The organism is Heyndrickxia sporothermodurans, from assembly GCF_003055045.1.
GTDB classification, from domain to species: Bacteria; Bacillota; Bacilli; order Bacillales; family Bacillaceae_C; genus Heyndrickxia; species Heyndrickxia sporothermodurans.
The window spans coordinates 1-13,019 of sequence record NZ_NAZB01000004.1 but is presented as its reverse complement, the minus strand read 5'-3'; the positions used below and the strand labels follow the sequence as shown (position 1 = coordinate 13,019).

Genomic DNA, 13,019 nt, shown 5'->3' with positions numbered 1-13,019 from the left:
ACATATAAAAAAAATAAAAAACACTGCAATAAGCAATGTCTTTACGCTGATGTCCCTTTTGATAATTTAACAGGGAGCCGTGTTTCTAGTGGAAAATCAGTAAATTCTCTTTCTATTTCTTTTAGTAAGATATCGATCGCTGTTTTGGCGATTAATTCAATAGGCTGCTTAATAGTTGTTAATTGAGGCAATAAAATTTGAGCTGTTTCCGTTCCGTCATAACCCACAACCTTCACATCGCCTGGTACATTTTTTCCTCGGCTTGTGGCTTCATTTATAAAGGATGCGGCAAATATATCGTTTGTTGCAAAAACGCCGTCGACCTCCGGACACTCATGAAACAATCTGCTAATGACATCCTGCTGGCTTTTCTTATCAAATACTTCCGGAATTTCATAAATAATGGGGGCCCTTCCGTACTCCTCCATCAAATCTACATACGCTTTTCTTCTTAATCTTGCTGGTGTTTCTAATTCCCCCACTCCATCTATCAGAGCAATACACTTACAACCATCTTCAATTAGTAGATCGGTCGCCATTTTCCCACCCTCATAATTATCAGAGCTTACAACAGGAATCGTTTCTGAGAGATAACGGTCAATAGCAACAACTGCTAAACCCTGCTTGTGGTAATCTAAAATACCTCGATTATGTGTGCCAACGATAATTCCATCCACTTGATTTCTCAATAACATCTCTAAATATTTTTCTTCCTTATCAATCTGGTTTAAACTGTTACAAAGTAACACTTTATATCCCAAAGATGCACAAATGTTCTCTAAATGGAAAGTAAGTTCACCAAAAAAAGGATTGGATGTTGTTGGCAAAATTAAGCCAATTAAGTTTGAACGTTTATTGAATAATGTACGTGCAACATCGTTAGGAAAATAGTTGAGTTCATTCATCGCTTTTTGCACTTTATCTCTTGTTTCATTACTTATGTAACCGCGATTATTTAAAACACGTGATACTGTAGTTGGTGAAACCCCAGCTAATTTTGCCACGTCTTCAATTTTAGGCTTCATTATAAGTCCCCCTGCAATCTCTACAAAAATCAACCAATTATATTATATCATAAAAGAATATTCGCCCACCCTATTACCAACATACCCAATGATAACCAATCCAATATATTACATTATAAAATCCGGAACGTACTTTCCAATAGTTTTATATTTATTGATTTTTCGTGCGAAATATCTAAAATAAGGATTCCAACGTAAGGCAGTAGAATAATAGGTAAAAAAACGATAAAATCCAAACGTTTAACTCCTGCACCTGATCGTAATACGGAAAGATGTGTAAGGTTTTCGATTATGATAAAATATGGGTAAGTATAAGTTGAAAGGAATGTTTTAATGGCCATTCCGAACGAAAAAGAGAAATATTCATATGCCGATTATCTAACATGGAATGAAGGTGAAAGGCTTGAGTTAATTGATGGAAAAATTTTTAATATGTCTCCTATCCCTTCACGCAGGCATCAACAGGTTCTCAGGGAATTATCTACAGCTTTTTCAGTTTTCCTGCGAGAAAAAGATTGTGAAGTTTTTTTCGCGCCATTCGACGTACGGCTTTTGGCAGATAACAAACGAGACGATGATATAAATAATGTTGTTCAACCCGATTTATCAATTGTGTGCGATAAAGAAAAGCTTGATGATAAGGGGTGTAAAGGGGCTCCGGATATGATTATCGAAATCCTTTCACCTTCATCTGTTAAGTTAGATCGTTGGAAGAAATATCAACTTTACGAAAAAGCAGGTGTACACGAATACTGGATTGTTGACCCGGTTAACAATTCTGTAGAAATACATCTTTTAATCGATGCTCAATACAAGTTTCAGGGAGTCTTTACAAAAGATGATACAATTTCAGTTAATCTTTTTCCCGATTTTAAATTAGACCTAAATCGAATATTTGCATAGATAACTTTAATTTGACTCTCCTAATATTTAAGAGCCACTCCTTATGGAAAGGCTCTTTTCTTACGTTGCATATATTATCTTACTTACAAGCAATGTGGGCAACTGATGAATTAGTGAAAATCATATCAACGAATCTGTTTTGAGACCGAAAAATTTAATGTACAAGGAGAAAATTTATCACCATTGTGGGTGCATTTATGGTTTTCAGCTCTTTTCCATGATTGTCATAAATACTTATCGTGTTATCGGTATTATCAACGGTATAAAATTTTTGTTGAATATAAGACAATTTTTCTACTGGATGTTTCGTCTCAAAGCTGTTCAGTGTTTTACCTGTTTTACTGTCAACGATCACTACTTTAGATCCTTCGGCCAATTTATCCGAAAAATTCGTTACCGCAAGCTCATCATTATTAATGTTTAGTATGGAAGTATGCATATTAAGGAACAAATTATTAGAAATTAAATGGATAATAATTTCTACCAATCTATGCAAGCTATATATGGGCAAAAAAATAGGTCGGAAATGTAGTAAAAACTTCATCTCCACCCTATCATCTGTTTTAAGAAGGTGATGGTGCAGGTCACACTAAGGTTACTATCAATAATAATTTGGTTTTAACGAATTATTTACTCTAAATGATTAAAGAGGGTTTGGTTTCCAAGCGTTTTCACATATTGGGTAATTTTAAATTTATTTTTGATTTGCCCTATCTTCAATAAAATAAATTATTTCTAATATTGAGGGCTCTACCATTCTTATTTCCTTTATTACGGTTTTTAGAAGGCTATTTCTGGATAAATCACCTTCTAGTAAAAAACCTTTCGATTCCCAACGGTTTTCATCCCATACTTCAAGTGTATCATCTAAACACTCGTCCCATTCATAAACCCCTTTCTTAGTTGAACGCAATCGGATAGGACAGCTCCTTTTCCGTGCAGATTGCTCGTGATAAGTTACCCATAGTTTCCAATTATAGTTTTTATCAAAAGTTAATAAAAAGAATACCGTTTTTGTCTGGTCCTTGGTAGTATGAATAATTGATTCGTGAATCCACGGGGCAAAGAGTATTCCAGAAATTGCAGCATCATTATATTTGTTCATTGCAATTGAAAACCATTGGTATTCTTCATTTTGTAACTCTTCCCAATGTTTTTCAGGTTCTATTAATTCAATTTCCTTATGGCGAATATCCCAACCATTTATAAGCCCGTAGGATGGCGTTGGGTCAACTAACATCCAACGGTCCCCGTCAAAAAAAGCTGCACATATATGGTCCTGTTCGTCATTATAAACATCTCGTTTAACTCGAACATATTTTGTTGGAATATCCAAATGAAGCATACAAGAAACGAATAAATTTGAAAAATCCCCACAGGTCCCTTCCCTTAATGAAAGTGTGTCAACATCTGTTCGTACTAATGGAAAATGGGGCTGCTTTAGACGGCTATAATTAATATTCGATACCAGCCAATTGAATATCCAATATACTTTTTGCTGATTATCATATTGGCTAGGAATTTGTCTAATTAAATCTACAATAATATCAGCTTTGGGATGGCAATAGGTTCGTTGTTTAAATATTTGTTCAATTTGAGTGCCTTCCCACTTATCTTGATTCCTTGCCTGATTAACCTTTGAAGCTGATTTTTTGACATCAGAAACTTTACCATTGATTAATTGTTCAATTTCATTCACATAACTTACCATTTAAGTCCTCCGTTTTTTTAGAACGTCGGTAGTTTATAGGGGTATGATACGTCCGTTCAAATCTTTTTAACCCCAGTTAGTTGTTTTAGATTTAGCATAATTAACCGCCCCCTTTATATTTATACTTTTATTGGTCATTTTGTTGTTCTGAGTTGTTAAATGATAACTTCATATTTAAGGATACATAGTTATTCTAAAATTCTAACATTTAATCAACTTTTGCCACAAAATTATACCAATATGTGTGTTGAATTGTATATCGAAGGCATACAAAAAAAGTAGTCCAATTTGAAGTACTAATTTTCATTTTGTACTCCAAAACTGAACTACTTGCAATTAAAGGATATTACAGCCTGATATTAAAATCTTACCCAACGCTAGGGTGTCTTCAAATAGCGCTGAACCCCCATATAGTCCGTATAGTGATTATCCATTTGAAGTTTCATACTCTTCTACGCACTCCTATATATGACCGCTCGATTACCTTTATTTCTTCGTTATTGGTGTGAAAGATATATAATTCGCGGTTTTGATTTTCAGAATGCAGTTTTTTATACACTTTCCATGCTGCATTGCCGTTTTCAAAGTCATCAATTACTGACATCTCTTCGATGATTCTTTCTTTTCCTCTTGTTTTTGATTTTAAAGCTTCTACTAAGACACACCGTTCCGGAAAATGTTGACGTACTTCAGACCATTTCATTCACATGCGCCTCCATTCATAAGTGATATTATTTCATTATTTTTTTATTCTAACACTAGGTTTGCTCCAGATAACATACATGCCTCTGTAAGAACACTTTTTAAACCATTTTAGCCTCTTCCATTGCCCTTCTCCGCCTCTTCCCTCGCATATGCTAGGATAGACTCTTTTTAAATAGTTAGAAGGAAGATTGTAGGCGTTGAATACCACCCACTCAACTTTATATTTTTTAATTTAAATCGTCTCTTTTCCTTATTTAATTTAGTGTAATATCTAGATCACTCTTCCTAACAAAACTATTAATTCCATATTATCATAAAACATTGTCACCTTTTTATTGATGCTTAGCACGGCCCGAATTTTTTTGCTTCCCAATTTGTTCTACACGATGTAGTCCCTAATTTTAATTTCATAGGCAAAGACAGCTCAAAATTAAAAGAGCCATATAGGCTTGGCTCTTTTAATTTACATTAGTATTAATTTTGCAACGCACTCAACATGTGTCGTCTGCGGAAACATATCCACCGGCTGCACTTCAACCGTCCGATACCCGCCATCCTCCAACACTCGCAAATCCCTTGCTAATGTCGCAGGATTACATGAAACATACACAACCTTCTTCGGTTTCATATCAATAATCGTTTGCAACAAGGTTTCGTCACAGCCTTTTCGTGGTGGATCAACGACTAATACATCTGCAATGATTCCATCTTCATACCACTTTGGTATCACTTTCTCAGCCTCGCCAACAGCAAACTCCACATTTGAAATTCCATTGAGTTCAGCGTTTCGCTTGGCGTCTTCGATGGCTTCAGGGACGATTTCAACCCCGTATACTTTTTTTGCTTTTTCCGTAAGGAAGAGTGAGATTGTACCGATGCCGCAATATGCGTCAATGACGGTCTCCTCGCCGGTTAGGTTGGCATATTTTAATGCTTGGTCATATAGGACCTTCGTTTGTTCAGGATTTACTTGGTAAAAAGATCTAGCTGAAATGGCGAATTTGATGTTGCCGATATAATCGTAAATTACTTCTTCTCCCCAGAGTACTTTTGTTTCATCGCCAAAGATGACGTTTGTTCGTTTCGGATTAATATTTTGGACGATGGATTTCACATCAGGCAGCTTAGCTATGATTTCTTCAATGATAGATTTCTTATTTGGAAGTTCTGCCGTACGGGTAATGAGGACAATCATAATTTCGCCTGTTTTCATACCATAGCGCGCCATAATATGGCGTAGTGTTCCTTTATGTGTTTGTTCGTTGTACGCGCGGACTCCGTAGCGGTCACAAATTTCTTTTACCGTTTGAACGACTACATCATTTTTTTCCTGCTGGATGAAGCAGGCTTCCATGTTAATAATGTCATGGCTGCGGTTTTGATAAAACCCAACGATGAGTCCGCCTTCTCGTTCACCTACTGGAACTTGCGCTTTATTGCGGTAGCGCCATGGATCCTCCATTCCGAGAACAGGGTGAACAACGACATCTTCGAGCTTTCCGATTCTTTGTAGAACGTCCTGTACTTGTTTGCGCTTTGCTTTCAACTGACCTGAATAGCTTAAGTGTTGGAGCTGGCATCCGCCACACTCCTTATAAATTGGGCAGTCCGGTTCGACTCTGTAAGGGCTTGCTTCATACAATTCGATTAAACGTCCGAAGCCGTAGCCTTTATTTACTTTTATCACTTTTACCTTTGCTTTTTCACCCGGCAAAGTATTGGGGACAAAGATTGGGTAGCCATCGACCTTGGCCACGCCATTTCCGTCATGGGTTAAATCAACAAACGTGACATCTATATAATCATTTTTTTGAACGGGTAGCTGAATTTTCATGTGTTTCTTCCTTTACTTTGTACCGATTTATATAATGAAACGATTGTATCACACTATTGTTTTCTTTGCGAAGTCATAGGACGAGGAATATCCTTTACAAAAAAACAAACCAGATTTCTAAAAAAAGAAAAACTGGTTTATCATAAGCGGTTTTGTTATATAAGCTTCTGACCACAGTTCGGACAGAAATTTGCCTCCCCCGTTTTGGTTCCGCAATTCGGGCAGAAGTTTGGTTTCTTTTGCCCATCTGCCTGCGCCTGTGGCTGTGAAGGAGCTTGATTAGGCTGATTTTGATTCATCTGGTTCATCATTTGATTTGCAACATTCATTCCCATCATCATTCCAGCCATATCTGATGCTGTCCCGCTCCCGGACATTTTACCAGATGCCATCCCATCAATCATCGAAATTTGCTGATAACGATCGACATTTCCAACCATTCCAAATGACGCATTTTTTGTAATCATATCTTGAATTTCTTTTGGATAATTGAAACTCATGACGTTGAAACCGGTTATTGATAAGCCGATATCAATGAGCTGCATATCTAAGTCCTCTTGAATCCCTTTTGAAATTTCAAAGGAGTTGGCCTGAAGGTTGAACATATCCTTACCTTCCCTTGCGATCCATTTCATGAATAACTGATCAAGGATGGACGTGATTCGTGTCCTCACATCTTCTACTAAGTATTGTTCCTTTACACCAGCGATTTTATCGATTAAGGCAGTATAATCGTTTACCTTAAAATTAAATGTGCCATTCGCACGGATTGGAATTCCGCCTGGAAGCCCTGGTGCAGGCATATTAATCGCATTTTTGGTTCCCCATTTTACATTAAATTCCTTCGTGTTTATAAAAAGGACTTCCACCCGCATGCCACTGTTAAAGCCGAACTTAAATCCCTTCAAGGTCGATAAGAACGGAATGATTTGCGATTCGATATCGTATTCGCCTTCATCCTTAAATACACCTTCAATTTTTCCATTGTTTAGGAAAATCGCATCTTGGCCCGGACGAATGATTAATCGACTTCCCTTCTTAATTTCACGATTTCTCCATTTATAGAAAATCATATCATCTCTGAATTCTTCCCATTCTACTACATTAGCAAATTGGTTTCTAAAAATAGACACCTAGCATCTGCTCCTTTCTACTTTTATTACATAGTTAAAACTTGCCACTGCTGCCACTATGAGAATGGCCCCCTCTGGAAATTCCGCCTCCACCACTGTTATTATTATTAGATGGTTTTTTCTGTTTGGTCACGGTTTGTCTAACAAAACGATCAGACTTATTAATGATTCTCGATTGATTACTATTCAAATACGTATGTGAATTTACAGTAACTCTTCCTCCTGATCTATAGGCCATTAAACCAACGATAAGCCCAGCAACACCTATAGCGATGAGTAACTGAAACCACCACTTAAACACTAAATTGTCTGGACTAATCCCCGGCCTGTATCCCATGTACTCATGTGAAAGAGTTATAAATTTTGAGAATGCATGAAAATAATCACCATTTGATAGATCTGGAGTTATTTTATCAAGAACTAAATCAATGCGCTTATTGTCTAAATAATCTTCTGCCTTTTTATATCCCGCTATATGCACATCTCTATTTTTCATATCAATGAATAATATTGCTGTATTTCCATGAGGCTTATCATACCCCGGGGCTTTTTCATCGTAAAAGTCCTCCACGTATTGAACGAAGTTTTTTCCTTCTGTTCCATTGACAGTGATGATGAGAAAAGCTGTGTTTCTTTCCTTGCTCAATTTACTCGATAATGCCTCTAACTCTGCCTTTTCTTCTTTCGTTAACAATTTTGCATCATCATACACGAATTGTTTTTGATTAAGCGATTCAGCCTGCGCTGTTATTCTAGGTAAAAATAACACAAAAATGATGGACAATAACATAAAGAAATGGCCAATTTTTCTCGCTTTACTCACCAAAAGCCACCTCCCATAAATAAGGAGAAGCATTTTAAGGCAAGAAAGGTGCCGCTGGCAATTCCGCCAAACCACATAGCCACTTTCCCCTTACTAGTAGGTGGTTTTCCAACGACTTTTCCTGTCTGTCCATTCATCGCAAAAGTATGCTCGGATTTATTATAATCATAGCTGACCATCCATACAGGGAGAAGCACATAATCACTTTTCACATTTCTCGTATCAACTTGCTTATTTCTATAGCTTACGGAATGATAGCCGGAAAAAGTAGAACTAACATAAGAGTCAATATATCCGCTAATTTTATCCTTCGCCCGAGGAAGCAATTCTTCATCCGAATAATTATATCTTTCAGCAATATAACCCGCTAAGTATGGGGTTTTAAAATCCTTTAGCTGCTCATATGGATAAGGCTCCAGCTTATCCATTAACTCATCATTCATTTTCTCAGACGCATCAACAGGGATTTTTACATAATCAAGATTCAAATCTCGAAAAGCATCATAATATTTCGTTTCCGTATAAATATAGTCTCCTCTTGTATATGTTCGGACCTTCGTACAAACTGCATCAACTTGCACCTTACTATTTAAGTCAAATAGCCAAAATGGCACATACATTCCTGTGATACTTTTAATTCGATCCGCGTTCATAAATCCTTTAGGAGTAAGTAGCCCTTTTCTGCACCATTTCTTAAAAGCTTCTCTAGCCTCTTCCTTACTAATTGTAAACGGAATAACCTTTGCCGGTGCAAGATGACCTGATAAGCGATCTGCTATAACTACACCAGCACCGCAAAAACTGCAGCTTGTCGCTACAGTTTCTGTTTCGGTAATTAACACCGCTCCACAATTCTCACAATGGTATTCCTTTGCCTCGTCTTCGGAAAATCTTGATTCGATTAGTTCTTCTGGGTAATTTTCAATTGTTTCTTGGTTCCCACAGCTTTCACAGGACAATTTTCCGGATTCACTGTCAAACCCCATGTCACTGCCACAGCTCGGGCATTTATAATGAAGTATCACGTTTTACTCACCTCGTATTTATCAAGCAAAGGTTATAATGGATAGTTGTTAAGCACTGGATAAAACCGTTTTGAGTCAATCCCTCTCCAAAAAGGAGTTATCCATTATTCTTTATTCTCTCCTTCAACGCAGCTAATTCATTATCTACATTGGGAGAATCGTCGTATTTAGCGGTTAAATCCTCAATATCATCCTTTGGACCAGCATTCAATTCAGCCATCGCATTCGCTTCATCTAAAGCACGATTCACTTTCTCTTCCATTCGTCCAAAAGCTGAAATTGAATGGCCAGAATCTGCCGCGGATGACCCTAGCTTATTTATCCGTTCTTGTGTTTTAGCAACTGACCATTTTGCCTTTAACATACTTCTTCTTGATTCTAGTTCACCAATATCTGCAACAAGTTTATCGTGCATCTGCTTCATCTGCAGTGAATTAGAAGATGCCAATTGATAAGAGGCTTGTAGTTCCGTAAATTTCGTTCCTAATGAACCCTTCTTTTCTAGAAACTTTCTCGCATCGCCTTCATTACCCGCTTCTAATGCTTTTACAGCATAACGTTCCATCTTCTCCATTTCATCCTGACACTCAGTCAACGCCCTTTTTGACCGCTGCTCTTCCGCCATAACTGACGCCGTTTCTGATTTTACCTTTCCTAAATCCCTATTTAAATTTCTTAAATATTGATCGATCATTTTCTCTGGATTTTCCGCCTTATCTAATAATGCGTTAATATTGCTGGACATAATATCTTTAAATCTTGTAATAATACTCATCTTATGTGATTCCTCCTTATTCTTTATCATCAATTTTAAAATTTCACTATCTACTATCATAGCTGATTGCTTTACATAATCTGCACTCTATCCTTTACCTATGCAATACCATCTTCATAAAGAACAGATAAAACTTTTATTAATACTATATACTGAGTTTCTTTAAAAAAAGTTTCATTTTTTCACTTGGACAAAACGATTACGAAACTTTACAAACTTGAAATTAACTTTCATCTTTATATACCAAAACTACGAAAAGATGTTTTAATCAAACGATTGATTAATTATCTAATCCCAGTTATATCATGGCATTGCCCAATTTAATCAAACGTTTGATTAATAGTTTTGTAGAAATATGACCCAATTTGTCACAAAAGAAGATATTTTAATTTAAAACTGATAGTAAATAAATCATAGTAATTCCTAACAATTAGTCCTAAAAAAACAAAGGGTTGTCTGACACTTTTTGTTCAGACAACCCTTTTCCTTTATACCATTACTTTACAAATATCATTCGTAAACTCAACCGGATCGTTGATCGGTAAACCTTCAATTAACAAGGCTTGATTGTATAAAAGGTTCGTGAATAGTTTTACTTTGTCCTTGTCCTGTTCGAAAGCTGCTTTCAATGATTCAAACACTTCATGATTCACATTGATTTCTAACACTTTATCTGCTTTTACTTGCTGATTATTTGGCATTGCGTTTAGAACTTTTTCCATTTCGATGGATACTTCGCCTTCAGCTGTTAAACAAACAGGGTGTGATTTCAAGCGCTTAGAAGCTCTGACATTTTTCACTTTGTCAGCTAATACTTCTTTCATATAATCGAAAAGTTCTTTGCTTTCTTTCTCTTCAGATTCTGTTTGTTTTTCACTTTCTTCTTCAATGCCTAAGTCACCACTAGAAACGGATTTGAATTCTTTTTCTTTATATTTCATAAGCATTTTGATTGCGAATTCATCAACATCATCAGTGAAGTAAAGAATTTCATATCCTTTTTCAGAGACAAGTTCTGTTTGCGGCAGTTTGTCGATTCGATCGATTGAGTCGCCTGTTGCATAATAAATGTATTTTTGATCTTCAGGCATTCTTGATACATATTCATCTAAAGTAACTAGTTTCTTCTCTTTTGATGAATAGAACATGATTAAGTCTTGCAACACGTCTTTATCTTGGCCAAAATCGTTGTAAACGCCAAATTTCAATTGTCTGCCAAACGAGTTATAGAACTTTTCATATTTTTCACGGTCGTCTTTTAACAGACTTTCCAATTCACGTTTAATTTTGCTCTTAATGTTTTTCGCAATGAATTTCAATTGTTTATCTTGTTGTAAGATTTCACGTGAAATGTTTAAAGATAAATCTTCTGAATCAACCATTCCTTTTACAAAGCTAAAGTAATCAGGAAGCAGGTCAGAGCATTTTTCCATAATTAACACGCCATTTGAATAAAGCTCTAGTCCTTTTTCAAATTCTTTCGAGTAATAATCGAAAGGAATATTTTCCGGAATAAATAAAATCGCATTGTATCTTACTGTCCCATCGACTTTAATATGAATATGTTTTAACGGTTTATCGAAGCCATAACGTTTTTCTTGATAAAAATTGTCATAATCTTCAGGTGTTAGCTCGCTTTTATTTTTTCTCCAAATCGGAACCATGCTATTAATGGTTTGTTCCTCTTTGAACTCTTCATATTCGTTTTCGCTGCCTTCTTTTAGCTTGCTGCTTGTTACTTCCATTTTGATTGGGTAGCGGATAAAATCGGAATATTTCTTGATGATGGCTTTTAAGCGATATTCATCTAAATATTCGTCATACTGTTCATCTTCCGTGTTCTCTTTAATTTTCAGAGTGATTTCAGTACCAACGGAATCTTTATCACATGGCTCAATGCTGTACCCATCGGCACCTCTTGATTCCCATTTGTATGCCTCATCACTGCCTAGTGCTTTACTGATAACGGTTAGCTCGTCGGCAACCATAAACGCGGAGTAGAAGCCGACACCAAATTGACCAATGATATCATGGCCATCTTTTGATTCATTTTCATTTTTGAATGCGAGGGATCCACTTTTCGCAATCGTTCCAAGGTTGTTTTCTAGCTCTTCCTTTGTCATCCCAATCCCAGTATCAGAGATTTTTAATGTTCTATTTTCTTTATCAGCATCGATTTTAATAAAATAGCTGTCTTTATCAAAACGTAATGAATCATCTGTTAATGCTTTGTAATAAATTTTATCGATCGCATCACTAGCATTAGAAATCAATTCTCTTAAGAAGATTTCTTTTTGAGAATAAATGGAGTTGATCATCATTTCTAACAGTCGTTTCGACTCTGCTTTAAATTCCTTCTTTGCCATTTTCGTATCTCCTTCCAAATTAAATACTCTATCTTTCATTTTAGCACTCTAACACGAAGAGTGCTAACTACATTATTTTAATAACATAAATGATTGGTTACTGTCAATTTATTGGAGGGTTAATTCTTTGGTCTTAAAGAAGGAATTTTTGGCCCTCCTAACGAAACCTTTTCGGTAATCACTATTGAAAGAGTTGAGATGAATGAATATAAGAGTTATACAGCAAACTGATGCACTTGCATTTGCACAGCTATGTAAAGAAATTGATGAATCTGGATTTATGCTTTATGAACCGGGTGAACGAGTCATCGATCTTGAGAAAGAAGAAAAAAGAATCGAAAACTTTTTAAATGATGACCGTTCGATCATTTTAGTTGCAGAGGACGACGAAAAGCTCATTGGGTATATAGTTGCAATTGGAGGAAGCGTAAAACGGACTAGACATTCAGCAAATCTAGTATTAGGTGTTAAAGAAAATTATCGAGGACGTGGTGTTGCCTCCCGTCTTTTCGAAAGCTTGTTTGCATGGGCAAAAGAAAAAAGGTTTACAAGACTAGAACTATCCGTCATAAAAGATAATGTTAAAGCTGTTAATTTATATCGAAAAATGGGCTTTATTATTGAGGGAGAAAAGGTTCATTCTTTAATCATTGATGGAAAACCGGTTAATGAGTACTATCTTTATAAATTGCTTAAATAGGGTATTGTAAAAAGTTCTA

Annotated in this window: 11 protein-coding genes; 2 read left to right on the top strand and 9 right to left on the bottom strand. The window is 36.1% G+C overall.

Annotated features, from left to right (window positions below; translation table 11 throughout):
* Window positions 1–41 precede the first annotated feature (41 nt).
* Window positions 42–1,025 carry a LacI family DNA-binding transcriptional regulator gene (locus B5V89_RS00680; RefSeq protein ID WP_066229982.1) on the bottom strand — a complete coding sequence of 328 codons (984 nt, stop codon included), beginning with the start codon at window positions 1,023–1,025 and terminating at the stop codon, window positions 42–44.
* Window positions 1,026–1,358: 333 nt separating this feature from the next.
* Between B5V89_RS00680 and B5V89_RS00675 the strand changes: the two genes are divergently transcribed.
* The gene (locus B5V89_RS00675; protein ID WP_107920422.1) at window positions 1,359–1,928 is read left to right on the top strand and encodes a Uma2 family endonuclease; all 570 of its coding nucleotides are present in this window, start codon (window positions 1,359–1,361) and stop codon (window positions 1,926–1,928) included.
* 694 nt (window positions 1,929–2,622) lie between these two features.
* Here B5V89_RS00675 and B5V89_RS00665 read toward each other — a convergent pair.
* From B5V89_RS00665 to htpG, 8 genes are all read right to left on the bottom strand, one after another.
* Window positions 2,623–3,639 carry a transglutaminase-like domain-containing protein gene (locus B5V89_RS00665; RefSeq protein ID WP_066229972.1) on the bottom strand — a complete coding sequence of 339 codons (1,017 nt, stop codon included), beginning with the start codon at window positions 3,637–3,639 and terminating at the stop codon, window positions 2,623–2,625.
* Between the two features lie 442 nt (window positions 3,640–4,081).
* A complete protein-coding gene (locus tag B5V89_RS00660; RefSeq protein ID WP_066229970.1) occupies window positions 4,082–4,342 on the bottom strand; it encodes a hypothetical protein in 261 nt (86 codons plus the stop codon).
* 465 nt (window positions 4,343–4,807) lie between these two features.
* Window positions 4,808–6,178, bottom strand: coding sequence for a 23S rRNA (uracil(1939)-C(5))-methyltransferase RlmD (rlmD, locus tag B5V89_RS00655; protein ID WP_108070037.1), 1,371 nt, complete (start codon window positions 6,176–6,178; stop codon window positions 4,808–4,810).
* Window positions 6,179–6,333: 155 nt separating this feature from the next.
* The gene (locus B5V89_RS00650) at window positions 6,334–7,311 is read right to left on the bottom strand and encodes an SPFH domain-containing protein (RefSeq protein WP_108070035.1); all 978 of its coding nucleotides are present in this window, start codon (window positions 7,309–7,311) and stop codon (window positions 6,334–6,336) included.
* A gap of 34 nt (window positions 7,312–7,345) precedes the next feature.
* A complete protein-coding gene (locus B5V89_RS00645; RefSeq protein ID WP_244913423.1) occupies window positions 7,346–8,134 on the bottom strand; it encodes a TPM domain-containing protein in 789 nt (262 codons plus the stop codon).
* Window positions 8,131–9,159: a TFIIB-type zinc ribbon-containing protein gene (locus B5V89_RS00640; protein WP_108070033.1), complete on the bottom strand. Its 1,029-nt coding sequence runs from the start codon at window positions 9,157–9,159 to the stop codon at window positions 8,131–8,133. The genes B5V89_RS00645 and B5V89_RS00640 overlap by 4 nt, the downstream gene beginning before the upstream one ends.
* Before the next feature lie 97 nt (window positions 9,160–9,256).
* Window positions 9,257–9,934, bottom strand: a complete 678-nt coding sequence (locus B5V89_RS00635) for a PspA/IM30 family protein (protein WP_108070031.1) — start codon at window positions 9,932–9,934, stop codon at window positions 9,257–9,259.
* 488 nt (window positions 9,935–10,422) lie between these two features.
* Window positions 10,423–12,300 (bottom strand): molecular chaperone HtpG, encoded by a 1,878-nt coding sequence (gene htpG / locus B5V89_RS00630; RefSeq protein ID WP_108070029.1) that lies wholly within the window; start codon window positions 12,298–12,300, stop codon window positions 10,423–10,425.
* A gap of 202 nt (window positions 12,301–12,502) precedes the next feature.
* Between htpG and B5V89_RS00625 the strand changes: the two genes are divergently transcribed.
* Window positions 12,503–13,000 (top strand): GNAT family N-acetyltransferase, encoded by a 498-nt coding sequence (locus B5V89_RS00625; RefSeq protein WP_108070027.1) that lies wholly within the window; start codon window positions 12,503–12,505, stop codon window positions 12,998–13,000.
* Window positions 13,001–13,019: the final 19 nt, after the last annotated feature.

Coding starts and splice junctions, on each gene's coding strand:
- B5V89_RS00635 (WP_108070031.1), bottom strand. CDS start 9,934: ATGAGTATTATTACAAGATTTAAAGATATTATGTCCAGCAATATTAAC.
- B5V89_RS00680 (WP_066229982.1), bottom strand. CDS start 1,025: ATGAAGCCTAAAATTGAAGACGTGGCAAAATTAGCTGGGGTTTCACCA.
- rlmD (WP_108070037.1), bottom strand. CDS start 6,178: ATGAAAATTCAGCTACCCGTTCAAAAAAATGATTATATAGATGTCACG.
- htpG (WP_108070029.1), bottom strand. CDS start 12,300: ATGGCAAAGAAGGAATTTAAAGCAGAGTCGAAACGACTGTTAGAAATG.
- B5V89_RS00675 (WP_107920422.1), top strand. CDS start 1,359: ATGGCCATTCCGAACGAAAAAGAGAAATATTCATATGCCGATTATCTA.
- B5V89_RS00660 (WP_066229970.1), bottom strand. CDS start 4,342: ATGAAATGGTCTGAAGTACGTCAACATTTTCCGGAACGGTGTGTCTTA.
- B5V89_RS00625 (WP_108070027.1), top strand. CDS start 12,503: ATGAATATAAGAGTTATACAGCAAACTGATGCACTTGCATTTGCACAG.
- B5V89_RS00665 (WP_066229972.1), bottom strand. CDS start 3,639: ATGGTAAGTTATGTGAATGAAATTGAACAATTAATCAATGGTAAAGTT.